Raw genomic sequence first — 22,750 nt, 5'->3', positions numbered from 1 at the left:
ATAAAATATAAGGGTATGAATTATAAAAGCACAAAGGACTATGATTAAGTATGAAAAGAGCAGTTATACCGTATGACTTCAATGCTTTCGGACAGGCGATAAAGGCGGCAAGAATGGCAAAGGGCGAGTCCCGCAAGAATGTAAGCGTATCGCCCCGATACCTTGCGAATATCGAGAACAAAGGGCAACAGCCGAGCTTGCAGATTTTCTATGAGCTTGTAACCCGTTATCATATATCCGTAGACCAATTCTTTTTCCCGAATGAAACAGCAGACAAGACTACCCGCCGCCGTCAGCTTGATACCCTGCTTGACGATTTGAGCGAGGGCGGTTTGCATATCGTAACGGAAACGGCAAAGGCGGTTATTGATACGGAGAAGCAAAAATGAGGTCAGGACAATTTAACAAGGGTTGAAACGCAGCAGACGAATGATGTTTGTTGCGTTTTTTCTTTTTACTTTGGCAATTTTCATTTTTCGGTGGTGTAGAAAGTAAGGGGGATAAAGTTTCGTAGCAAGCATAGGAAACGGGTACCCGTTTCCGTAAAATGCCCTTGCATTTTGCTTGTTGGGAAGTTTCCCAAACCCTCTTGAAAAACGGAAAAGGAGCGTCAAAGTATGAACGGCAGAAAAAGAACGGTGCAGATTAAATTCAGAGTAACGGAAGCGGAACGGGATTTGATACTTGAAAAAATGAAGCTGATACCAACAGACAATATGGCTGCCTATCTGCGTAAGATTGCCATTGACGGATATATCATTCAAGTAGACCATACCGACATAAAGGCTATGACAGCAGAGATACAAAAAATCGGTGTCAATGTCAATCAGATAGCAAAGCGGGCGAACGCCACGGGAAACGTCTACCAAGAGGACATAGAGGAAATAAAGGGGGTGCTTGCGGAGATATGGCGGTTACAAAGATTAAGCCTATTAAAAGCACGTTGAGCAAAGCCCTTGACTATATCCAAAACCCCGACAAGACAGATGAAAAAGTCCTTGTTTCCTCTTTCGGCTGCTCCTATGAAACGGCAGATATTGAGTTTGGATTTACCTTGTCGCAGGCACTTGAAAAAGGAAACAACCTCGCACATCATCTGATACAAGCCTTTGAGCCGGGGGAAGTGGACTATGAAAAGGCGCACGAAATCGGGCGGCAACTTGCCGACGCAGTAACAAAAGGACAGCACGAATATGTTTTGACTACCCATATTGACAAGGGGCATATCCATAACCACATCATTTTTTGTGCCGTAAACTTCGTAGACCACCATAAATATAATTCCAATAAGAGAAGCTATTACGGCATACGGAATATGAGCGACAAGCTGTGTCGGGAAAATGGATTGTCCGTTGTTGTCCCGAACAAAGGCAGTAAGGGAAAGCACTATGCAGAGTACCAAGCGGAGAAAACAGGCACAAGCTACAAGGGCAAGTTAAAGATTGCCGTTGATACGCTGATACCCCAAGTATCAAGTTTTGAGGAATTGCTGTCACGCCTGCAGGCGGCCGGCTATGAGATAAAGACAGGTAAATATATCTCCTGCCGTGCTCCCGGACAGGAACGGTTTACAAGACTTAAAACCCTCGGCGCAGACTACACAGAGGAAACTATCAGGGAACGGATAGAGGGCAAGCGCACCCGTGCCGCTAAAATTCCAAAACAGGCAGAACAAAGGGGCGTATCTCTCTTGATTGATATTGAAAACAGTATCAAGGCACAGGAAAGCAGAGGTTACGAACAATGGGCGAAAATCCATAATCTGAAACAAGCCGCAAAGACTATGAATTTCCTTTCGGAACATAAGATTGAACAGTACGCCGATTTAACGGCAAAAATCGCAGAAGTTACCGCCGCTTCCGAACAGGCAGCCGACAGTTTGAAAGAGGTTGAAAAGCGCCTATCGGATATGGCGGTGCTGATAAAGAATGTTACCACCTACCAAAAGACAAAGCCCGTCTATGAAGCCTACAAAAAGGCAAAGGACAAAGGCAAGTACAAGGCAGCTCACGAAAGCGATATTATCCTCTTTGAAACAGCGGCAAGGGCAATCAAGGCGGCGGGAATATCCAAGCTCCCAAGCGTCCCCGCCCTGCAATCCGAATATACAAAGCTGCAAGAACAGAAAGAAGCCTTGTATGCCGATTATGGAAAACTGAAAAAACAGGTCAGGGAATATGATGTTATCAAGCGCAACGTTGACAGCATTTTAAGGGTGGAACGTCAGCCGGAACGGGAACGGAACACGCAATTAGAATAAAAGGCACAAAAAAAGAACGGGTACGGCAGCCGGACATTACGGCCACCGCACCCGCTTTTTATGGGTATCGGTAAATGCTTTTGTTACGGAGTAGAACGGCGTTTTCAGGGTGAAAGGTATAAATCCCTTGCCCCTTGCTTTTTCGTGTCTGAAAGCCCTTGAAAATAAAGCCTCTGAAAGCCCCTACTTCGTAACAAGGGCGCGCTTTTTCCTCATACGCTCGGCGGCTTGCCTGCGGGTAATGTACTTTCTGCAATCGGGGCAGTATTTGACATTGTTTGATGTGGAAGCAAAGGCGGCGCCGCATACGGAACAACGCCGTTTGTCCTCGCTCTGGTAAAGCTCCGCAAAAAGCAGCTTGTCTAATGGGAGAACGGCGGCGCGAAACCATTTACAAAGCAGGGAGTAAGAAATAAGCTGCGGGCATACACAGCTTTCCCCGTCGTCAAGCAAAATGCAGTTACCGTCAAAGCAGTTGCAGCACTCTTTCCTGATAAGGGCATTTACCCGCCGGCTCTGCTGCGGCGACAGCCTTTTAAGTTCGCTCATACTTCATCTGCGGCATATAGGGCAAGTTCCCCATATTCCGCTTCGGTCATAGCCGCCACTTTGGAAAGGGCGCGTTTTGCTATCTCTTTCATATCCCCGTCCATATAAGGCAAGGCGGCGGTCAGATTGTCGGTAAGCTCCTGTCTGTCCTCGCCGATATAAATGCTCAAAAGGTTTGTTTCCTCAACGGTCAATCTGTTCATCATCATACCTCCAAATCGTGATTTTTCTGTTTTGCCGCCTTTTTCGGGGCGGCCGTTTCTTTTGCTTTTTTAAGCTGTTCACGGATAGACGGTTTTTCCTCACGCCTTGCGGGTGTTTTGGATTTTTCCTTGCCCTGTGCCTTTTCCGCTTTCATAGCGTTTGCAAGGTCAACAAGGGAAATAGGCTCGCCTGCCTTAACTTTCTGCTCCAACTCCCCGACAGTAGGCGTCTGCGGCGTGTTATTGATAATACCGTCAAAATTGTTGTCGTTCTGCTCTACGGTGTCCTCAATATGTTTCAACGGGTTTGTTTTCTCCGGCGGCTCTGCGGCAATGGCAAAAGCCCTTGTGCCGTTCCCCATAATGTGATATTTTCCGTCGTCTGATGTGTGATGAAGCCCATAGCCGGCTTCTTTCATCTGCTCGGCGGTCATATCCGTAAGGCTGAAACTGCCGCGCGGCGTCCTGATTTTCTCGCCTGTCAAATGCTCGTCGGGAATAAGGGGCGTATGTTTTTTCAAAAACTCCGGCACCTGCTGATAGCCGATACTGTCTACATAGTGGGCGGTGTCCCCGCCGTTCTGATGAAGCACGACAATATCCGAAACGGAAAGGCTGTGTCCCTTAAAGTCTTTCGGGTGGTCGATATTAAACTTTTCCCAAATGGTGTTCAGGGTCATATCTTCCGTAAGGGGCGCGGTATAAACAAGGTCATAATTTGCCCTGTCTACTTCGTGCCCCGTAGCAATCAAGCGGTCGTAAGGCTCAAAGCGCAAGTCCTGTGTTGCTTCGTCCCTTTTTAGCTGATAGATAGAATAGGTATCTCTGTCCGGCTCGGCGGTCTGCTCTTTGGGAGCTTGTTCTTTGTCCTGTGCCTTTTGGATTTCAGCTAATTTCCCGTCAATGCTGTTTATAATCTCGGCGGCTGCGCTGCGGATTGTTTCAAGAGAGCTTTTTAATTCCGCAAGCTCGCGGCCGCTGCTCCAACCCGCAACATAGCCGAAAGAATAATCAGAGGTATCAAGCCCATAATGCTGGCATACGGTGTAGGCAACGCTTTCCGCTTCCACTTCACGGGTACGGCGGTCAACACGGTTTTGCCCGTCCATAGGAGAGGTAAGGTCAATATCGTGCAGTTTTGCGTGGGCGATTTCGTGAATGGCGGTTTTAATGGTCTGTAATTCGCTCATTCCTTCGTCAATGGCAATCCGCTTGTCCTCCAAGTGATAATATCCGTGTGCGCCGCCCTCGATTTTCTCAAAGGCAATCGGTACGGGGGAAGTTTCCTTTAACGCCTTAAAAAAGTCCTCGTACAGTTCCACATTTCCCGTCAGGGTATCAACGGCGATATTCGGGAGTTCCTTGCCCTCGGTCTGTGATACGTCAAAGACAGATACCACCTTAAAGGCGGGTATCGTGATTTCCTTTTCCTCGGTAACGGGTTTCCCGTCCTTGCCGATAACGGGTTTTTGTGTCAGGGGGTCGATTTTCTCTATTTCCTTTTTAACCGTGTACGGAGACGGGGCAAGGATTTTGATACCCTTTTGTCCTTTCATTACGTTGCGCTTAAAGGTGTTTTTCCAAGCGGAAAAGCCTACGATATGGGAAGCGTCGGGCTTTTGCATAGCGATAAGCAGCGTGTTATTGAAGCTGTAATTATGAAACTTTGACATCACCTGCAGGTATTCTTTGAAACGCTCGCTGTTAAACAGTTCGGTAATGCCCTGTTCCAAGCGGTCTGTAATTTCTTTTAGCTTGCCTGCGGGATTTTCGGAAGTCAGAATTATCGGGATAACAGGCTGCGGCTCTTTGGTCTGTACGTTTATCTGCTCGGCGGTCTGTACTGCGGATATATCCATATCCACCTTTGCCGGGTCTATCTGCGGAGCTTGTGCGCTGCTCATAATGCGGTATTCCTCCGGCACTTCGCGCCCCTCATAATGCTTTACCCAATCGTCGCCACTTTCCAAGATATAACCGTAGTCGGTAAAGCTGCCTTTTTCTTTTTCGGCTGCGTTCTGTCCAAAAGCGGCAAGGTCAACGCCTGCTTTCCATTCATCAGGCATTTGTACCATACCCGATTTGTTCAAGTAATAATTACCAAGCTCGGCGGGTGTTCGCACTTCGGGGATATGTACGAAAAAGTCCTCGTTATAGGTAAAGTCAATTATCTGCCCGACATTTTCAAAGCCCTGTTTTCTCTGTGCCGCCGCGTTTAATGCGGCAACCCCGGAAGCGTCAAGATTTTCAAGACGTGCGGCAAGAAAATTAAGCTCGTCAATATTTGCGGAACATACCATATCGTATGGCAGGGCAAGCGGCTTTTCTTCGGTGTCGGAAAAGCCGCGAATAAATAAATCCTGCGGCTTGTCGGCGGTAAGTCCGATACCCGCCAATGCCTCTTGAAGCTGCTCCTTTGTTGCGGGCATTGATAACCAATAGCCGCCTGCTTCACCCGTTTCAAAACGGCTGCGGCTGTCAAGCAAGATAGCAAATTGTTCGTCTTTGCTTTCCGTCGTTGTTCTTTGCTCGGCGGGTGCCTGTTCGGGCTTGCCCCTTTCCTCGCCCTCAATCGTGTAGCCGGGAAGCAAAACGCCGTTTACCTTAAAGCACTCTGCATACTGTTTCGGGATTTGCGGGGAAACTTCGGTAAAGAGATTTGCATAGGCTTTTTGTCGCCCTGCAAGGTATTTTTCCATAGCCGCCCTGTCTGCAAAAACCTTTCTGTCCTGTCCCGCAATTTTCATCTGCCTGTTTCTTTCGGGTCCGTTGGTGTAGACGTTCCAAGTGAGAGAATAGGAATATGGTACGCTTTCCTTTTTCTCGCGGTCATAGCGGGTATTTTCATAAACATAGTAATTCATTCGATATACCGCGTTACTGATTTCGCGGCGGTCGTGGTCGCGCTCCTGCCATTTGTTAGAGGTATGCTGTACGGCGGGCGTCCTCGCGTATTCAATGGCTTTTTCAAGGGATAAGGTCTTGCCCGCCTGTTCCTCCCAAGCTGTCGCCTGCTCCCGTAGGCTGCTGTAAATATTTTCTTCTGCCGCCGCGCTTTCTTCTTTCTGTCTGATAAGCTCTGCAAGAGGTAGGGCGGTAAGCTCGGCTATATCCGATTTCTCACTTTGAAAATAGATAGTGCGCTCGATTTTCAGCTTTTCGGCGGCTTCTAATCTGTCGTGGTCGTATGAAGTATAGGACATAAATAATCGCTCCTTTCGTTGTTTTGGTATAAGGGTTTGGGATTATCCCAACAAGCAAAATCCCCGCCGTTCTTGGTAGAGAAAAGCGGAGATTTTACGGAAATGGGTACCCGTTTCCTATGCTTGCTATTCAAGTTCTTTGTCCCTCTGAACAGATACCCTGTAATTTACATATTTGCCGCCCGTGTCGGCTAAAAGTACCGTTCCGTCGTAGGTTTTGCCCGTCTTTTGAGAATACAGCTTTTTTACTTTTGCTTTGCCGCTTTTTAGGAGTTCGGCGGCAATTTTCGGAGTAAAAGCGGTTTTGCGTTCCTCAAAGAAACGGCCATTTTTCCACATAGCAAAGGAACATTCCTTGCTCGAACAGTAGTAATTTTTCTTGCCCTCGAATACATCACAGCCGCAGCGCGGGCATTTGCCGATTACGGTCTTTTCGCTCTGAAAACGCGCCTTGTCTTTATCGGAAAGGAAAGGATAGGTTTTCACAAGCTCACGCGCCATATCCTCAATACCGCACATAAAAACGGCAGGGTCAGACTTGCCCTTTGCAATCTGCGTCAAGGTGTTTTCCCATTCAGCCGTAAGGCTCGGAGAGGTAAGGCTATCCGGCAGCACACAGACAAGGTTAATTCCGTCTTTGGTAGGAAGTAGCTGCTTGCCTTTGCGCTCGATAAAGCCGCCTTTAATGAGCTTTTCAATGACGGCTGCGCGGGTGGCGGGAGTACCAAGCCCGCGACGCTCTGCGTCCTCGTCGGTTTCCTCGCTTCCTGCGTGTTCCATAGCCGAAAGCAAACTTGCTTCATTGTGCGGCTTCGGGGGCGTGGTTTCGTGTTCTGTTACCCTTGCGGCAGGCTTTTCAAATCGCTGTCCCTCGGTAAAGGGCGGCACATCAAGCACAAGGGCGTTTTCCTCGTCGTCGCTGTCGGGTTTCTTTTTAAGAGAAGCGCGGTATCGTGCTTCAAGCTCTTTCCACCCGCCGCAAAGCACCGTTTTACCCTTTGCCGTAAATTCTCGGTCTGCACAGGAGAATACCGCCGTAACCGCTTCAAAGATATGCGGCTCGGCGGTAGCGGTCAAAAGCCGTACCCCTGCAAGCGTAAGGATATTTCGCTCACTTTCGGGAAGTGCTGCAAGGTCGCTTTTCGCAAGCTCCATTGTGGGAATAATGGCGTGGTGGTCTGATACTTTTTTACTGTCAAGCACACGGGCGATATTTGCCGTGTAATTTGCACCCTGCATAAACGGCAGCTTGTTCAGAAGCAGGGCGGCAATCCCCGCCGCCGTAGCTTCCATATCATCAGTTAAAAAGCTGCTGTCCGTTCTCGGATAGGTAAGCAGCTTCTTTTCATACAGAGATTGTGCAAGGTCAAGGGTCTGTTTTGCCGTGTAGCCGTAAATGCGGTTAGCTTCTCTTTGCAGGCTCGTAAGGTCAAAGAGCTTTGGGGGTGCAACCGTCTTTTTCTCTTTCGTGATAGAAAGACATACCGCCGCCGACGCTTCGCAGGCCGCTTTCAGTTCGGCAGCTTCCGTAGCTGCGCGGATCTTCGCGCTTGCCGCTTCCGCGCCGGGTAAATCAAGGCATACAACATAGTATTTTTCTTTCTTGAAGTTCGTAATAGAAACATCACGGTCAACAAGCATTTTAAGGGTCGGGGTCTGAACGCGCCCCACATTCAAGGTCTTGCTATAAAGGCAGGAAAAAAGGCGGGTCGCATTGATACCGATAATCCAATCGGCTTTTGCTCTGCACAAAGCAGAAGCGAAAAGGGGGGCATAGTCCCGCCCGTCTTTTAGGCTTTCAAAGCCCTGCCTAATAGCTTCGGTTTCCATTGAGGAAATCCAAAGGCGGCGCATAGGCTTTTTGCAGTTCGCCGTTTCATAGACAAAACGGAAAATCAGCTCGCCCTCGCGTCCTGCGTCGCAAGCATTGATAACCTCCGTAACATCTGCCCTGTGCATAAGCCCTTTAAGGATTTTGAATTGTTTTCCCTTGTCTGCGGCAATCGTATATTTCCAATCCTGCGGCAGAATAGGTAAGCTGTCATAGTCCCACTTTTTGTATTGTTCGCCGTAGGCGGCAGCTTCCGCAAGCCCTACCAAATGCCCGACACACCAAGAAATGATATAGCCGTTATTTTCAATATATCCGTCTTTTTTACCCGTAACGCCAAGGGCGGCGGCAATCGCCGCCCCGACGCTCGGTTTCTCTGCAATTACAAGTTTCATTCGTCCTCGTCCTCCTGTCCGTTGTCTGCGCTTTCGGTTTCGTCCTCCGGCTCGTCCTCGTCGTATTCCTCAAAGTCAAAGTCCTCAAGGTCGGTATTGCCCTTTGCTGCCTGCTTTGGTTTCATCACTTTGAAATAGTACAAAGCACCGCCGCCGCCAAGCAGGGCAACGACAAGGAAAATCACAAGCCCGCCCATATTGTTTTGTTCCTCCTGCGGCTCGGCAGGCTCCGGCTCGGCTTCCTTGCCCGTACAGTTATTCATAGCAACGCTGCAAACGGGGCAGGCCGTATTGATTTTGCCCGTTCCGCATTTGTCGGTACAGTTGCATACGGCAGGCGGGGCTTCGGTTTCCTCGCTTTCGATAATCGCCAACAGGTCGGCTTCGTCCACCTGATTTAAGAAATGCACCTTGTTTTCTCCCTCGGCGGCGTGGTCGATAACGATATAGAAATAGTTTCCGTTTCTGCTCTGCACAACGATAAACTGCTTATCCTCGGCGGCTTCGCCCTCTATGTCGTCCACAAGGCTCATATTGCCCTCCGGCGTTAAGGGCTGCGGGTCATAGATAACCCCGCTGTCGTCGGTTTCGGTTTCCTCTGCGGGTGTCTGTGCAAAGGCGGTAACGGAAAAACCGCCCAAGCACACAAGCGCGATACAAAGCACGCTCATAATACGGATAAATCCTTTATTCCTCATTTTCGCTGTCCTCCTGTTCGTTGTAGTGGTCTGCGGGGATAGGGGTCATACCGGGAATACCGCCGCCGGAAAGCAGGGCGGTAAGCTCGGCGGGGGTCATGTTCATAGCGCGCACAAGCTGGACGATTTGCAGATTTTCCGCTTCCGTCCTCTGTACTTCAAGGGTTTTCAGCTTGTTCTGATACTCCGTGATTTTCTCACGGGTCTTTTGGATTTCCTTGTCGATACGCTCAATTTTGTTCATAGCCATAATAAAATTCTCCTTTCAGATTTCAAAAAAATATGTGTTTGTTAGTTCCAATTCATCAGCCCGTACCCTTTGATACAGGCATAGTCAAGGGCATAGCTCTTTATCTTGCAGGCGTCGCCCGAATTGCCCTCAACGGTGTAAACGCGGCTTCCGTCTGTGCCTATCACAAGTCCGACGTGGTCGGCGCTTCCGTCTAAATCCCAATCAAAGAAAATGGCGTCGCCGGGTGCGATATTCTCATAGCCCCGCGCTCCCCATTGTCCGTGAGAGGTAAACCAAGCAACCCCCTGTGATTGACAAGCCGCAAATCTCGGCTCGGATAGCCCTGCCTGCCCATAGCACCAAGATACAAAGCAGGCGCACCATTCCACACGGCTGTTAAAGCCGTACCAGCTCCAATAAGGATAACCGCCCACATTTCCCGCCTGCGTTTTCGCAAGCTCCACAAGGGCGGTATTGCCGGAACGGGTGCCGTTTACAAACTGTACGCCGCTTAAATCCTCCGACGCTCCCGTATCGGGAGAGCCGCCGCCAAACAAAAGCGGCTTGTTTCCGCTTGTGGAAATATACACGCCGTACATTTCAAATTGTTCCGGGGTCAGCTGCTCCTGTGCAATAGAGGAAATGGGCTTGTTCGTCAGCGACACGTTGAGTATGTAATACTCATAGGGTACTTCAACTTCGTATTCGTAAGTTTCCGTACTTGTTTCGCCTGTTTCCGGGTCAGTAACGGTATAGCTGCCTGTCCTCGTTTCCGTTCGATAGCGTATCTCGGTTTCGGGGGTCAGCGTCAAAGTGTACTGCATATCAAAGACGCGGTTAATTTCGCTCTGTGCGCTCTGCGGGGTGTAGGTCTGCAAAAGTGCGGTCAGATATGACGCAAGCTCGTGGGGGTTATGCCCGATATTTGCAAGGTCATAGCGGTATTCATCATAGCCGGGATATTCGCTTTCGATATTGTCAATCTTTCTTTGCAGTTCGCTTTCCTTTGCGGCATAGTTATTTTCCGTTGCTACAAGGTCGCTGTCCTCGGAAGTGTAGGAAGTTCCCAGAACGCCGTTCATCACGCCGGAAAACATTGCCCCGCAAGAGGACAGCCCGGACATAATCAGGATAAACAGAAGCAATGCACCGACAGCTACCCCCACGCCTGCCGGGTGTCTTGCCACAAACGCCGCCGCTTTCCTTGTCTGCTCGGCTGCCTTTTTTGCCGCCTTGCCCGTTTTCTCGGCTGCGCTCTTGATACCTTTTGCGGTGTTCCTTGCTTCCTTTGCATACTGCTTTTTAATCTGCCGTTTCTGCCAGAAGCGGGAAACGGGATTACTTTTTAGCTGCGGGTTATCGTGCAAAGCCTTGTGGTATTGAAAATCCACATTTGCCTTGAACGCTGCTTTTTCTGCCTTTGCCGCCTCCCGGTAGGGTTTCAGCTTATGGCTGCGGTAGCCCTGTTTGAGTTTCCTTGCCCCGTACTTTGCGCCGCGCTCGGCAAGTTCTTCCGATTTGTGCGCCCCCTCAACACCCGAATTGTCCTTTTCAACCGAATGTATCTTGTTGTGGATAAAAACGCCCGCTTCCTGTGTGGGGCGGGATAGCGGGTTGGCCTTTTCCTTAAATCCGGGCGGCTTGTCCTTTTCCTCAAAGTGCAGGCGGTTTTTCCCTTTGCCTGTGGCTTCGTCAAAAGTCCTTGTTTTTACAAGTTTCTTTTCCTTTGGGATAGCTGCCCTTGCCGCGTCCAGACGGTCTGCGGCTTTGTCGGATTTTCGGATATACTTTTCAAGCTCCGGTGCGGATAGTTCTTCTTCCGTGAATTTCAGCCGTGAGGATTTTGTTTCTGCCGCCATTTCCGCCTGTGCCTTTTGCACCGCCTTTTTGGAAGCCTTGCGGGTATGGGCGGCGTCAAGGTGTCCCATAATGCGCTCGGCTGTGCCTGTGTCGGCTTTGGAAGCCGTAAACGGGGCAGACGGGAAAGGGGCGGCTTCGGGAATGGGGGTTGTCAGCTGCGCCGCGTCCTGTGCCGCCTGCTGTTCGGGGGTTTTCTGTAAATCCGTTTCCTGTTCCCGTTTGCTGATACGCTCGGCGGTCTGTTTGGTTTCGTTGACTTCGACAGCCCCGTCACGGGTCATTTTCTGCGTGATTTTGTCACGGGGTTTGTATTCTTTCAAGCGGTTTCACCTCCTTATGGCCGGTAGCACCTGCCGGTTTCAATATCCGCAATGTATTTGAGGATAGGATATACCTGTGCAGGCACAACGGCGTTTCCAAGACATTTTAAGCGTTCCGCACGGTTTTCGGTTATCTCGGTCAGGCGCGGGATTTCGTCAGGCTCTTTTCTCCAGATTGAACGTCCGTCCACTTGTGGGGGAAGCCCATCAGCCATTCCACCCAATCCGGGTTGAGTGCCGATTTCTCCGACTTCGGATTTTCCGCAAATATCATCTGTGCCGCAAGGCTGCCCGTCGGCTTGCCCTTTTTCACGGCTTCGGGTTTCAGCGTCGAACGGTAGCTGTCCGACGCCATAGGGGTTAAAAAGTAAACCGCTGTTGATAACTTTGCCGACCATTCCGTCCCGTTCTTCTTGACTACCCGCACCGAGCCGGTGTCCGAAAGCCGTACATTTTTTGTTTCCGCCTGCGGCTTCGTGTCGCAGGCAAGGGGTGTGGGAAACATTAAACCCCACGATAAAAGTTCGTTTGCGCTCATGCCACGCGCCGACGGCGACAGCAGGCAGTACGAAAACCCTAACGGCGTAACCCGCCTTTGCCAAGTCAAAAATCGTTTTGTCGAGCCCCATATTGATGAAGCCAGCAACATTTTCTCCAAGCACATAAGCGGGTCGCAGTTCTGTGATAACCCTGCACATTTCGGGCCACAGGTAGCGGGTGTCCTCAAAGCCTTTCCGTTTTCCGGCACTTGAAAAGGGCTGGCAGGGGAAGCCTCCCGATATGAGGGTAACGGTTTCTTTTCCTGTTTTTTCAATAAAAGCCTCCTTTGTGAGTGTAGTAATATCCTGAAAGCGCGGCACCTGCGGCCAATGCTTTTTCAGGACTTCGTTTTGATAGTCAGCCCATTCACATTGACAGACGGTAGTAAACCCCGCCGCTTCTGCGGCTATGTCAATACCGCCTATCCCCGAAAACAGGCTTAAATGGGTCAGTTCTTTCAATGGGCGGCACCTCCGACTTCCTCCGGCTTCGTCGTCATTACCCTGTAAAGCTCGGTATCTGCCGGGAAGCGGTCAACAAAAGGCAGCACCACATTCCCGTAAAAGATAAGCCCCTCGCCTGCGTCGGTGTGGGTTACATACTTCATCTGCTGTGGGGAAATGTTAAGCTGCTTTGCAAGGATAGCCCTGTCGCCTGCGGCCTGATTGAGCATAAGGACAAAATCGCTGTTCTCAAAAATGTTCTCAACCTCACGGCTTGCCAAAAGGTCTTTGACGTTCTGCGTGATAGCGGTCGGTATGCCGCCCCATTTTCTAAATCGCTTCCAAATCTCAACGGAATAGGCTGCGGTCTGTTCCTCTTTGAGCAGCAAATGAAATTCGTCCATATAGTAACGGGTAGCCTTTTTTTCCGCCCTGTTTACCGTAACCCTGTTCCATACTTGGTCTTGCACAATGAGCATACCTAACTTTTTAAGCTGCTTTCCAAGCTGCTTAATATCAAAGCAGATAAGGCGGTTTGAAAGTTCTACATTCGTCCTGTGGTTAAAGACGTTCAGGCTTCCCGAAACGTAAAGCTCCAATGCGGCAGCGACACGCGCGGCCTCCGGCTCCGGCTGCTTCAAAAGCTCGTTGTAAAGGTCGCCCAAGATAGGCATATTCGCAGGGTCGGGGTCTGCAAGGAAAGGTCGGTACACATTCCTAACCGCCCTGTCGATAACTGTTTTTTCAACGGGCTGCAAGCCCTCTTTGCCGCCGATAACAAGCTCGCAGAGGGAAAGGATAAAGTCGGATTTCAACGCAAGCGGGTTGTCGTCCTCGCTGTAATTGAGGTTAATATCCATAGGGTTTACATAGTGGGGGCTTGTCGGGGAAAGGCGGATTACCTGCCCGTGCAGACGTTCTACAAGGGGGTAATAGTCGACTAAGTCGGCGGGATTACTCCCGCTTTCTCGTCTAAGAACCGTACGTGAGCGTTTCCACTCATACGGCTCAAGCATTTCATCACGCTTTCGCGCGGCGCTCCAAGAGAATTTGCTGGCAATGCTTATGGACGTAAGCCATATTGCGCACCTCGTCCTTGCCGCCCATGGATTTCGGGACTTTGAAGAAAATCTCCCTCTCGTCACCGATGTCCATGGGGAGTCCACAGTGATAGCAACACCCTTTTTGGTTCTTCCAGACCTGCTTAAAACGTCCGGACAGGCGCTCCATTCCATGTCTGAATTTCCGATTTGTGAAGTATTGGGTGTCAAAGTAGGGGTTTGCATCCATTCGTACCTTGGTATGGCGGATAATCGGGATACTGTCTGTTCGCTGAAGCACTTTGTCCTCGGTGGAGAACACCCAATTCCGGTCACCTCTACGGTGCCAATAGTTGGTGGAGACCCACCACTGTCCCTTGTGAGGATGGCGGCGTTTCGCCCACCGCCATAGTAATTCATAGAGAGTGTAGTCGATATGGGAAAATGCTTCACTGGCGCAGACCGACTGGTGATAATTTGCCCAACCACGGATCAGCCGGTTCAACACTCCAATCAGGACTTCCTGCTTCCACGCCTTACCGCGTCCGAGGATCGTCTCGGACAGAGAGGCTTTCAGGGCTTTTAAGGCTTTCTTGGATGGCTTGACGATGAGCTTTCCTTTGAATTTTCGGAATGTCCAGCCCAGCATATCAAAACCGTCGTCGATGTGGGTGATGACCGTCTTTTCCTCGGACAGTTCCAGCCCTCTGGCTTGCAGAAAATCGCGGAGGATGTCTTTGGCTTCTTCCGCAATCTCTTTTGTGGCCGCTGTGACAATGAAATCGTCGGCATAGCGCACCAGATTGACCCTGCTCTTGTTGTGGACAAATGCACTGACCTCACCCTTGGCACTCAAATCAAAGTGGTCACTCAGGACTTTTTGCATTCCGTCCAGCGTCAAGTTTGCAAGTATGGGGGAGATGATGCCGCCCTGGGGTGTGCCCGCATCGGTGGGGAACAGCTCATCGCGGAACACAAATCCCGCTTTCAGAAACTGTTTCAATACAGATTTGTCCATGGGAATATGCTTAATGAGCCAGTCGTGGCTGATATGGTCATAACACCCTTTGATGTCGCCCTCCAGCACCCATTCCGGGGAGTAGCTTCGGCTGAGCGCCGTGAAGATATATTCACAGGCATCCTGCGCGCAGCGCCCCTTGCGGAAGCCAAAGGATTTCGTATCCGCTGTTGTCTCTGACACCGGGTCGAGGGCCAGTGCGTAGAGCGCCTGCAAGGCCCTGTCATACATACAGGGGATGCCCAGCGGGCGTTTCGTCTTTTTGCCCTTTTTCTCAATGAATACCCGACGCAGTGGCTTTGCCTTGTAGCCCTTGTCTGTCAGGGTCAGAACACCGCGCATTTTAGCGGCTGGGGTAGACCACAGCACACCATCCACGCCCGGTGTCTTTTTCCCTTTGTTGGTGGTCACTTTCCGCACCGCCAACACTTTTGCATAGTACGAATGAGTTAAAAGATACTGCAATCGTTTCACTGTGTTCCATTTATTCTCTTGGGTCGCCTTAGCAATCCTGGCTTGCAGCCTATTAACCTCGGCTTCTGCTTTCTTCCAGTCGATGGATTTCCACTGTCGTTCCAGCGCCGCCGCGTCCGGCAATCTCTCAGGGTTTTTACACCCCGTCGTTGAACAATTACCGTTCATAGGTTTACCTCCTTTTCTTGCTATGAAATACCGTGGGATAAGTCAGCGCCCTTTCGGGCCGGGGCAAAGTCTGAACCCCTATCCCACCCCATTACAGGGCGGGCGTTCGCTTTTTATCCCGTTCCTCTACCCTCTGCGCCATTTCTTCCCCTTGCGGGGTCGATACCTCTGCATTTCTGCAAAGGAACGCATAGGGCTTACCACGTTCCGCGCAACAAATAATTGTGTGCGTTTTAGGAGCCATCTTTGAGCCGGGAGGATTTGTGTCCATTTGCTGGGGGATTGCGAAAGTTCCCACAGCCGCCTCCGCACCTTTTGGTGTAGGCGTGTCAGCCTGATTTCGCCTATTCCCTGTAACGACCCTTACGATGATTCACTTTACGTTCTCCATGACGCACTTATCCTTGCAGTACGGCTGAGTTAGGCTCTCAGATTTCCCACGTTGTCCCACAGGCTCCCCACCCCGCCGTTACCAGCGGCGCAGGCTGTGGTAGGATTACCCCAAATGGATAGGGCAGCTTTTTTAGGCAATTTGTTACGCGACTTCGTGTCGCACCTCGGCTTCGGGGTCGCAGATGATAATATCGTCGTCGGTAATGAGGAAAATGTTTGTGATTTCCCTTTTTGCCGCAAAGGATTTACCGCTTCCCGGAGTTCCCAAGATAAGCCCGTTTGGGTTTTTGAGCTTCTTCCTGTCGCACAAAATCATATTGTTAGACAGGGCATTTAAGCCGTAGTAAAGGGCTGTGCCCCTCTGAAAAAGCTCCTGTGTGATGAACGGGATAAAAATAGCGGTGCTGGAAGTCGTCAGCCCCCTTTGGATAGGGATAAGGTTATCCCCAAGAGGAATTGAGGACATAAAGCCCGCTTCCTGTAAGTAGTCAAGACGGGTCAGGGCGCAGTTGTTTTTCTGTGCGATACCCGCCGTAGCAAACACATCATTTTCAAGTTTCCGCCTTGTGTCTGCCATATTCACGACAAGGAAAGTAAGCAGGAACATACGCTCGTTGCGGCTCTGTAAATCCTGCAAAAGATTTTTCGCTTCGCTGCCGAATGTGGCAAGGTCGGACGGGATAATATCCATATCGTAACCGCTTCGCACCGCCTTTTTCTGTTCCTCAATCTTCATCTTGTCAAGGTCTGTAATCTTGCGCTTAATGGTCTTGATAGCTTCGGTCTGGTCGATACTCTTAATGTGGAGATTGACGATAATACCGTTTTCAAGGTCAAGGATTTCCGATAAAATACGGTCATTCAGTTCCGGCGCAAGGATTTCAAGGAAGCTAACCGCACCTAACTTTTTCCCCATACGGAACATTCGCCCCTCGCCAAAACGGAAAGAGGACGGGGCGATAAAGTCCTTTGTGGAAAGCCCCGACGGGGCAAGCCAATCAAAGGAGAAACGGAACGGCTCGCCCTCCGGGTGGAAAATCCCGTGTAGGGTCTGCAAACGTTCATAACCCGTCATAGGGTGGGCTGATACTCCCAGCACCTTAAAATTATTGAGTACGTCGGTTTCAATGCGGGAAAGCCTTGCCTTCGCTGCGGTCAGATTATCCGCTTCAACGGAAAAGGTAATGTACTTTGCCTTTTCAAGTCCGTTGTTGCCTTTTTCAAGCTGGTTTTTCAGCATATCCGCATACTCGGCACGGATAGAGTTAAAAGCGTCGTCCTGCTGCGGGATTTGAATGGCCTCCTGCGCCTTTTCTTTCCTTGCGCCCTGATTGATGAAAGAAAGCTGCACCGATACGGAAGCGTCAAAATAGTTTAAGAAGTCGCACCAATTCTCAAAAATGGCGGTCTTGTCGTCAGCCTGTGCAAGCTGGTAGTTGATGTCCTCAAACACAATGCTTTTGCTGTATTTCTTTTCCGATACCTTGCAAATTCCGTCCGGGTACATCTGCACATAGGGGATTGTCTGCTGTGCCGTATGGGGTTTCCCGTCGCCCTTTGCCCTTTGGATAATGGCGGCGATTTCCTTTTTTTCGGCGCGGGTCAGTTTCCGTTTAGCCCCTGCGGGGCTTTTCTGTCTTGTGGTTTCCTTTGACAATAGCCGATACCTCCTTTTCAAGTTTTCTTTGTTTTTCTATGAGTGCATAGAAATTGTCGGTCTGGTAGGGGCGCTCCTTTGGTCGGATAAACTTTGTCTGAATGACATTCTTTATCACGGTTTCAAGGGGCTGCCCGTGTTTTTCATACATAGCCAAGAGGAAGCAAGGGAGCATTACAACAATCATCACGAACGCCGCAACGCTCGTTCCTATGCTTCCTTTGAGCAAAAAGAAAAGCGGTAGTCCTATCGCAAGGGCTGCCGCAAAGCAAATGATTTGCCGCTTCGTCAAGTTGAAAGCGACTTTTGTTTTGACTTTGGATAAGTCTTTGGGTACGGGTACATAAGCCACGCCAAAACCTCCTTTCTGCGGGGTGTACCCGCTTAATGTGCGTTAAAAATCGACTTCGCAAGTGCGCCGGATTTGAACAGGGAGAAGCAGAGGATAACGGTGTATGCCGCAAGGGAGAATATCGCGCTGTGCAGATTATCCGCTATAATCATACTGTTTACCAAAACCGCATAAATGCCGACACATATCATAATGAGGAAGCCTTGAAAACCGAGGGCGAACAGGGATTTTAGGTAGTTGTTTCCTATCTGTCCCCACTCGCGGTTAGTCATTGTTGCAAACGGGATAGGCGATACCGAACAGTAAAGGTATATTTCTATCATTCTGCCGTAAAGGATAACCGTAATAAGCACCGACATAATTTTCATACACAGGCTTACAAGGCTTGTTTCCATTACAAGCAGAAGCAGTTCGGGGATTTCCATAGCGTCAAGTCCTGATTGCATAGAGGATAGGGCGGCGTCCACATCTATATTTGTGTTGCCGCCGATTACCCCGGCTGCGCCGGATACGACGTACTGCGCTAAATCGAATACCGCCATTGTGATATTAAAGGTATGGGTAACGAGATATACCGCTACCCACGCCTTGAAAAACCACTTGAAAAACATAAATGTGTCTATGTCGTGCATATTGTTCTTTTCGGTTATCATTGAAATAAGCTCCACGCATAGAACATAGGTAATGACAAGCCCCGCAATGGGTACAATCACATTTTCCGATAGGGTCTGTATCATAGAAAATATGCTTGCGTTCCACCCCTGCGGGGTCTTGCCTACCTCTGCGGCGATAGTTCCGACTTTTTCGTTTACGTCCCCGAACATAGTTGACAGATTACCGTTTATGGCTCCGATAAGGATTTCCTTTATCCATTCGTTAATCGCGTCAAGTATGCTCTGCATAAGCCGTTACCCGCGCTTAACCGAAAAGCCCGGAAAGCAAAGGTACAAGGGTCATACCGATAAGGGCAACACCGCCGCCGGCCATAAGCTGTTTCATACCCTGTGATTTTGCGCCGGGGTTATCATTTCCGTAACCCTCCATAAGATTGATTACTCCCCAGATGCCCAAGCCTGCACCAAGAGCGATAACGAGTGTCTGTAATACGCCTACTGCTGAATTAAAAAATGCCATATATTTTCCTCACTTTCTGCCGCTTTGCGGCTGTCAAAATAATTGTTGTTTGGTTTTGGGTACAAAAAAACCGCCGTAGAAATACGGCGGCAGCCTCCGCACCGTGTCCCGTCGGTGTGGATTGTTCGGGGTTATGCGCTTCATCAGTAGGGGCGCGCACCCAATAAAAGCGGGGTTTTCTGTTCCTGATAAAAGCCTCCTTTCCGCGCCGCCTATTCAAGTTCGGCGGCGTCTACTTCGTAATAGTCAAATACTTCGTCGGGCTTGACGATTGCGGGGCGGCGTCTTAAATGCTTTTCCATATCAAACGTATTCTTTTTGTCATAGTCCGACAGGTATTTGTAGTTGGGGTGTTTGGTAATATCGTATTTCTCGGAGAAAAAGGGGCGTACCCCTCGTAACTGCAAGATACATTTGCCGCCGTCCATAACGGCAATTTCATCTTGGCTCATAAGCTCCTTGCCTAACTTCTGATAGTTCAGCCCGTGGGAAAGCTCCCGCCCTCTGTTCTCGGAAGTGTTGAAGCTGTCTATGGTTTCCTTTCCCAAGATTTCCGATATTTCTTTGAGGGTGGTTTTTTCCTTGCCGCCCAAAAACAAGGTCGTGTCGCAGTTGCCGACAATCGTATCGGCGTTATCCTTGTAAATGGCTTTAAGCTGTGATTGTGATTGCAAAATAATAGAAGCCGATATTTCACGGCTTCGTATGGTGGCAATCAGTTTTTCAAATTTCGGTATCTGCCCGATATTCGCAAATTCATCAAGCAGGCAGCGAACGTGAACGGGCAGCCTGCCGCCGTACACATCATCTGCCTTGTCGCAAAGCAGATTGAAAAGCTGTGTGTAAAGAATACTCACAACAAAGTTAAAGGTGTCGTCCGTATCGGAGATGATAACGAAAAGTGCGGTCTTTCGGTCGCCCAATGTGTCAAGCTCCATTTCGTCTGTTTCCATAAGCTCCCGCAGTTCCCGAATGTCAAAAGGGGCAAGACGGGCGCCGCAGGAAATGAGGATAGAGCTTCTTGTTTTTCCTGCCGATAGCAAAAACTTTTTGTATTGACGCACCGCAAAATGTTCCGGGTCTTTTTCCTCCAGCCGTTCAAACATAAGGTCAACGGGGGATTGAAATTCCGGGTCGTCCTCGCGGGCTTCGCTTGCGTTTATCATTTCAAGCAGGGTCGTAAAGTTCTTTTCATTCTCCGGGGCTTCGTAATGGATATAGCCGATAAGGGCGCAGTAAAAAAGCCGTTCGGACTTTACCCAAAAATCCTCGCCGCTTTTTTCTCCGTCGCCTTTGGTGTTTGCGATTATGGTATTTACAAGTTTCAAAATGTCCTTTTCGCTGCGGATATAGGCAAAGGGATTGTACCGCATTGACTTTTTGAAATTGATTGTGTTTAGCACTTTGATTTTGTACCCGCCGCGCTGCAAGAGTTTCCCGCACTCGATTAAGACGGTGCCTTTCGGGTCGGTTACAACATAGCTTGAGTGCATTTGCATAAGGTTAGGCTTGACGAAAAACCTTGTCTTGCCGCTTCCGCTTCCTCCGATTACAAGCACATTTTTATTTCGTGCATATTTCGGGTGCTTCGGGCGGCTTGACATCATCAGCCTTTCGGTCTGGGTCAAAAGCACGTTGTTTTCAAATACGGGGTCGATATACGGCTTTATGTCCTCGGCATTTCCCCAACGGGCAGAGCCGTACTCAATGCCCTTGCGGTATTTCTTTGCGTTCTTGCCTTTCATATACACCGCAAGTCTTATGATTGCCGCGCCTGCAATACCAATCAACAAGTCCATAGGGTCAAAGCTCGGCAGTGCATTTGAAAAGGCGGCTGAAAATCCGTCCCCGATAGATAAGAGCTTGCCCGTGAGGTCAGCCCCCGGCGCAAGTCTGAACGCCTGCCCGATTTTATCAAAGGCATACACAAAGATAAGATACGGGGCGTTCAGGATAAGCATTTTTTTGATTTCGGGCTTCATCTGTCAATCCCCCTGCCTTTGTGTTTTGTCTGTTGACGGTTAGCGTTAAGTTCCTTTGCTTTTTCTTTGAACGCAACTAAAACTTTGCGGATAGAGGGCTTTTGTTCCTGTGTCAGCTTCTTTGCGGAAAATTCCCTGAAAGCTGCGGTCAGCGCGTCGGCGTCCCGCCCTTTGAAAAAGACAAGGTAACGGGGCGGCTGCTCGGTGGCGTCCTTTTTTAAGGCAAAGTCAATGCCGTATTTTTTCGCCGTATGTTCAAAAGCCTTGATATTGCCCTCGGTAATCTCAATGTTGGATAATCCGGCGTTCTGTTTCGCAAGCTGTTTTAGGGTCTGCTTGCCCTGTGGCTGTTTTTCGTGCTGTTTCTTCATCTGTGCAAGCATAGCCTTGACAGCTTTTTGAAGCGTGGCGGCGGTCAGCTTGCCGCCCTTGATAGAGAGCGCAACCACTTTTTCGTTGATTTCGTCCTGCATTGTTTACCGTCCTCCTTTCCCGGTAGTGTTGTTTGGGGCAGCACCCGTCAAATACGAACGCGCAAGCCGTTCAAGTCCTCGGCGCGAATACCCACAAGATACCAATTATCCCCGTACTCAATGCGGGTCGGTTTCCATTTGCCGCCTGTGAATACCTCCAAGCACTCCCCACAATGCAGGCCGCCGTAATAGTCGGCTACATCAAAACGAATGTCGTAACGGTCGGTATGTTCGTTAAATACCAAAGCTCCTGTTTTCTGTGTCATAGTTTTTTGTCCTCCTGTTCTTTGTGAATGGGTTATAGGGTTTCATACTCGCTGCAAGAGTAGTCGGGTATGCCTGATTTCTGATTGCCGTATAACTTGCCGCTTGCCATATCGTGAGCGACAAGGGCGGTATAGTAGCTGTCAATGGTAGACGGGGCATTGAAAAGCACCGCCTTCAAATACTGCTTGATGTTACGGATTTTCGTTGTGTTCTCCTGCATACAGTCAAGCACAAATTCAATATGGCTGCTGTTCAGCTTCATAAACTTTGCCTTGACAAGCTCGGCGGGGTAATCGTCCCCGGCAATTCGTATCTGCTTCCTTGCGGTACAGACGGTTTCAAGAATGAGGTCAACGATTTCATTCAAGCGGTCTTTGTCAATGCGTTTGTCCTGAAGCAGAATATCATAGTCGATATTGTCCTTGATGATTTCCTCATACACTCTGTATGCGTCGTTCCTTTCCTTTCGCTTCCTTTCCTCGGCTGCGCTTGCGTTGCCGTTGGCTCTTGCTGCGTCCCCGCCAAAAGGCAAGGGGTTTGGGGAATGGATAGGAATGGAATGGGTAATTGATAAATCCGTATTTGATTTTTCTTTTTTTGGTAAGTTAGTCTTTAATATATCTTTATTTAATTGCGTTGGATTTTCCAACGTAGGTTTTTCCAACATAGGTTTTTCCAACGTTGGATTATCCAATGTTGGATTTTCCAATGTAGGTAAATCCGATATAGGCGGCGTGGCTTCCTGTTCCTCGTCAGGCTGCGGCTGCTCATAGATTACATAGTCGGCACCGCGCAGGCGTCCTTTTTCGTCGCGCTCCCTTGAACGTTTGATATATCCGGCTTTTTCAAGCTCCTTTATCGCTTCCCGGATAGCGTCTATCTTTTCCCGGTTGATGTAGGACAGCCCCGCAAGGGTATAATCCCAATCCTCCGGCAAGGACAGCATTTGAGATAACAGCCCCTTTGCCTTTAAGGAAAGTTCCTTGTTGCGTAGGTGGTGGTTGCTCATTACGGTATATCCCGTGTTGCGCTCCACTCGGAAAACTGCCATAGTTTTTTCACTCCTTTGCTGTGGTTTCTGTTACGCAGTTAAAGGCTGATTTTGAGGGAAAAGGTATAAACCCCTTGCCCCCTTAAAACCTGTGTCTGCAAAGCCTTGAAATACAAGCCTTTTTTCGCCCCTACTCCGTAACATAAGGGCATAAAAAAAGCGGCGTTCCTGTTCTTCCGATTTTGGAAGTGAGAAACGCCGCATTTT

Annotated in this window: 19 protein-coding genes and 2 pseudogenes; 3 read left to right on the top strand and 18 right to left on the bottom strand. The window is 49.4% G+C overall.

Annotation, left to right across the window (positions count from 1 at the left end; translation table 11 throughout):
* Positions 1 to 50 precede the first annotated feature (50 nt).
* The 3 genes from WMO20_RS08330 (at position 51) to WMO20_RS08320 (ending at position 2,260) form a co-directional block, all read left to right on the top strand.
* Positions 51 to 389: a helix-turn-helix transcriptional regulator gene (locus WMO20_RS08330; RefSeq protein ID WP_349186448.1), complete on the top strand. Its 339-nt coding sequence runs from the start codon at positions 51 to 53 to the stop codon at positions 387 to 389.
* A 228-nt stretch (positions 390 to 617) separates the two neighbouring features.
* On the top strand, positions 618 to 947 hold the full coding sequence (locus WMO20_RS08325) for a plasmid mobilization protein (protein ID WP_156066411.1): 330 nt from the start codon (positions 618 to 620) through the stop codon (positions 945 to 947).
* On the top strand, positions 908 to 2,260 hold the full coding sequence (locus WMO20_RS08320; protein WP_156066413.1) for a relaxase/mobilization nuclease domain-containing protein: 1,353 nt from the start codon (positions 908 to 910) through the stop codon (positions 2,258 to 2,260). Before WMO20_RS08325 ends, WMO20_RS08320 begins: the two co-directional genes overlap by 40 nt.
* 183 nt (positions 2,261 to 2,443) lie before the next feature.
* Here the strand turns inward: WMO20_RS08320 and WMO20_RS08315 are convergent, their stop codons facing one another.
* From WMO20_RS08315 to WMO20_RS14550, 18 genes and pseudogenes are all read right to left on the bottom strand, one after another.
* Positions 2,444 to 2,809 carry a cysteine-rich VLP domain-containing protein gene (locus tag WMO20_RS08315; protein ID WP_156066415.1) on the bottom strand — a complete coding sequence of 122 codons (366 nt, stop codon included), beginning with the start codon at positions 2,807 to 2,809 and terminating at the stop codon, positions 2,444 to 2,446.
* Complete coding sequence (locus WMO20_RS08310; protein ID WP_435387761.1) at positions 2,806 to 3,018, bottom strand: transposon-transfer assisting family protein; 213 nt, start codon at positions 3,016 to 3,018, stop codon at positions 2,806 to 2,808. The genes WMO20_RS08315 and WMO20_RS08310 overlap by 4 nt, the downstream gene beginning before the upstream one ends.
* Positions 3,015 to 6,215, bottom strand: a complete 3,201-nt coding sequence (locus tag WMO20_RS08305; RefSeq protein WP_156066419.1) for a YodL domain-containing protein — start codon at positions 6,213 to 6,215, stop codon at positions 3,015 to 3,017. Before WMO20_RS08305 ends, WMO20_RS08310 begins: the two co-directional genes overlap by 4 nt.
* A gap of 126 nt (positions 6,216 to 6,341) precedes the next feature.
* The gene (locus tag WMO20_RS08300; RefSeq protein WP_349186447.1) at positions 6,342 to 8,441 is read right to left on the bottom strand and encodes a DNA topoisomerase 3; all 2,100 of its coding nucleotides are present in this window, start codon (positions 8,439 to 8,441) and stop codon (positions 6,342 to 6,344) included.
* Positions 8,438 to 9,139: a DUF4366 domain-containing protein gene (locus tag WMO20_RS08295; protein ID WP_156066423.1), complete on the bottom strand. Its 702-nt coding sequence runs from the start codon at positions 9,137 to 9,139 to the stop codon at positions 8,438 to 8,440. Before WMO20_RS08295 ends, WMO20_RS08300 begins: the two co-directional genes overlap by 4 nt.
* On the bottom strand, positions 9,129 to 9,389 hold the full coding sequence (locus tag WMO20_RS08290) for a DUF4315 family protein (protein ID WP_156066425.1): 261 nt from the start codon (positions 9,387 to 9,389) through the stop codon (positions 9,129 to 9,131). The genes WMO20_RS08295 and WMO20_RS08290 overlap by 11 nt, the downstream gene beginning before the upstream one ends.
* Positions 9,390 to 9,430: 41 nt before the next feature.
* Positions 9,431 to 11,512 carry a C40 family peptidase gene (locus WMO20_RS08285; protein ID WP_349186456.1) on the bottom strand — a complete coding sequence of 694 codons (2,082 nt, stop codon included), beginning with the start codon at positions 11,510 to 11,512 and terminating at the stop codon, positions 9,431 to 9,433.
* Positions 11,513 to 11,565: 53 nt separating this feature from the next.
* On the bottom strand, positions 11,566 to 12,552 hold the full coding sequence (locus WMO20_RS08280) for a DNA cytosine methyltransferase (protein ID WP_156066427.1): 987 nt from the start codon (positions 12,550 to 12,552) through the stop codon (positions 11,566 to 11,568).
* Positions 12,549 to 13,472, bottom strand: a pseudogene (locus WMO20_RS08275) (VirB4-like conjugal transfer ATPase, CD1110 family); the annotation flags it as partial. The gene WMO20_RS08280 and the pseudogene WMO20_RS08275, both read right to left, overlap by 4 nt.
* A gap of 82 nt (positions 13,473 to 13,554) precedes the next feature.
* The gene (gene ltrA / locus WMO20_RS08270; protein ID WP_156066431.1) at positions 13,555 to 15,234 is read right to left on the bottom strand and encodes a group II intron reverse transcriptase/maturase; all 1,680 of its coding nucleotides are present in this window, start codon (positions 15,232 to 15,234) and stop codon (positions 13,555 to 13,557) included.
* A 556-nt stretch (positions 15,235 to 15,790) separates the two neighbouring features.
* Positions 15,791 to 17,284, bottom strand: a pseudogene (locus tag WMO20_RS08265) (VirB4-like conjugal transfer ATPase, CD1110 family); the annotation flags it as partial.
* Positions 17,241 to 17,636: a PrgI family protein gene (locus tag WMO20_RS08260; RefSeq protein ID WP_156066433.1), complete on the bottom strand. Its 396-nt coding sequence runs from the start codon at positions 17,634 to 17,636 to the stop codon at positions 17,241 to 17,243. The gene WMO20_RS08260 and the pseudogene WMO20_RS08265, both read right to left, overlap by 44 nt.
* A 32-nt stretch (positions 17,637 to 17,668) precedes the next feature.
* Entirely contained in the window at positions 17,669 to 18,538 is an 870-nt protein-coding gene (locus WMO20_RS08255; protein WP_156066435.1) for a VirB6/TrbL-like conjugal transfer protein, CD1112 family, read from the bottom strand.
* Positions 18,539 to 18,554: 16 nt separating this feature from the next.
* On the bottom strand, positions 18,555 to 18,770 hold the full coding sequence (locus tag WMO20_RS08250; protein WP_045147112.1) for a Maff2 family mobile element protein: 216 nt from the start codon (positions 18,768 to 18,770) through the stop codon (positions 18,555 to 18,557).
* A gap of 212 nt (positions 18,771 to 18,982) precedes the next feature.
* Entirely contained in the window at positions 18,983 to 20,752 is a 1,770-nt protein-coding gene (locus WMO20_RS08245; protein ID WP_156066437.1) for a VirD4-like conjugal transfer protein, CD1115 family, read from the bottom strand.
* A complete protein-coding gene (locus WMO20_RS08240; protein ID WP_156066439.1) occupies positions 20,749 to 21,225 on the bottom strand; it encodes a PcfB family protein in 477 nt (158 codons plus the stop codon). Before WMO20_RS08240 ends, WMO20_RS08245 begins: the two co-directional genes overlap by 4 nt.
* Before the next feature lie 47 nt (positions 21,226 to 21,272).
* On the bottom strand, positions 21,273 to 21,491 hold the full coding sequence (locus tag WMO20_RS08235; RefSeq protein WP_156066441.1) for a DUF5348 domain-containing protein: 219 nt from the start codon (positions 21,489 to 21,491) through the stop codon (positions 21,273 to 21,275).
* 32 nt (positions 21,492 to 21,523) lie between these two features.
* Positions 21,524 to 22,543, bottom strand: coding sequence for a DUF6017 domain-containing protein (locus tag WMO20_RS14550; RefSeq protein ID WP_242699903.1), 1,020 nt, complete (start codon positions 22,541 to 22,543; stop codon positions 21,524 to 21,526).
* Between the last annotated feature and the right edge of the window lie 207 nt (positions 22,544 to 22,750).

Origin of the sequence: Faecalibacterium intestinale (assembly GCF_040096575.1) — a bacterium.
In the GTDB taxonomy this organism is placed as follows: Bacteria; Bacillota; Clostridia; order Oscillospirales; family Ruminococcaceae; genus Faecalibacterium; species Faecalibacterium intestinale.
Note: the sequence above shows the minus strand (reverse complement) of the source record. Positions and strands in the feature narration are given on the sequence as shown.

What these genes read in the sequence shown, in the direction of transcription:
- WMO20_RS08320 (WP_156066413.1), top strand. Translation starts at nt 908, where the DNA reads ATGGCGGTTACAAAGATTAAGCCTATTAAAAGCACGTTGAGCAAAGCC.
- WMO20_RS08250 (WP_045147112.1), bottom strand. Translation starts at nt 18,770, where the DNA reads ATGGCATTTTTTAATTCAGCAGTAGGCGTATTACAGACACTCGTTATC.
- WMO20_RS08310 (WP_435387761.1), bottom strand. Translation starts at nt 3,018, where the DNA reads ATGATGATGAACAGATTGACCGTTGAGGAAACAAACCTTTTGAGCATT.
- WMO20_RS08295 (WP_156066423.1), bottom strand. Translation starts at nt 9,139, where the DNA reads ATGAGGAATAAAGGATTTATCCGTATTATGAGCGTGCTTTGTATCGCG.
- WMO20_RS08315 (WP_156066415.1), bottom strand. Translation starts at nt 2,809, where the DNA reads ATGAGCGAACTTAAAAGGCTGTCGCCGCAGCAGAGCCGGCGGGTAAAT.
- WMO20_RS08290 (WP_156066425.1), bottom strand. Translation starts at nt 9,389, where the DNA reads ATGGCTATGAACAAAATTGAGCGTATCGACAAGGAAATCCAAAAGACC.
- WMO20_RS08305 (WP_156066419.1), bottom strand. Translation starts at nt 6,215, where the DNA reads ATGTCCTATACTTCATACGACCACGACAGATTAGAAGCCGCCGAAAAG.
- WMO20_RS14550 (WP_242699903.1), bottom strand. Translation starts at nt 22,543, where the DNA reads ATGGCAGTTTTCCGAGTGGAGCGCAACACGGGATATACCGTAATGAGC.
- WMO20_RS08245 (WP_156066437.1), bottom strand. Translation starts at nt 20,752, where the DNA reads ATGAAGCCCGAAATCAAAAAAATGCTTATCCTGAACGCCCCGTATCTT.
- WMO20_RS08300 (WP_349186447.1), bottom strand. Translation starts at nt 8,441, where the DNA reads ATGAAACTTGTAATTGCAGAGAAACCGAGCGTCGGGGCGGCGATTGCC.
- WMO20_RS08285 (WP_349186456.1), bottom strand. Translation starts at nt 11,512, where the DNA reads ATGACCCGTGACGGGGCTGTCGAAGTCAACGAAACCAAACAGACCGCC.
- WMO20_RS08235 (WP_156066441.1), bottom strand. Translation starts at nt 21,491, where the DNA reads ATGACACAGAAAACAGGAGCTTTGGTATTTAACGAACATACCGACCGT.
- WMO20_RS08330 (WP_349186448.1), top strand. Translation starts at nt 51, where the DNA reads ATGAAAAGAGCAGTTATACCGTATGACTTCAATGCTTTCGGACAGGCG.
- WMO20_RS08240 (WP_156066439.1), bottom strand. Translation starts at nt 21,225, where the DNA reads ATGCAGGACGAAATCAACGAAAAAGTGGTTGCGCTCTCTATCAAGGGC.
- WMO20_RS08325 (WP_156066411.1), top strand. Translation starts at nt 618, where the DNA reads ATGAACGGCAGAAAAAGAACGGTGCAGATTAAATTCAGAGTAACGGAA.
- WMO20_RS08255 (WP_156066435.1), bottom strand. Translation starts at nt 18,538, where the DNA reads ATGCAGAGCATACTTGACGCGATTAACGAATGGATAAAGGAAATCCTT.
- ltrA (WP_156066431.1), bottom strand. Translation starts at nt 15,234, where the DNA reads ATGAACGGTAATTGTTCAACGACGGGGTGTAAAAACCCTGAGAGATTG.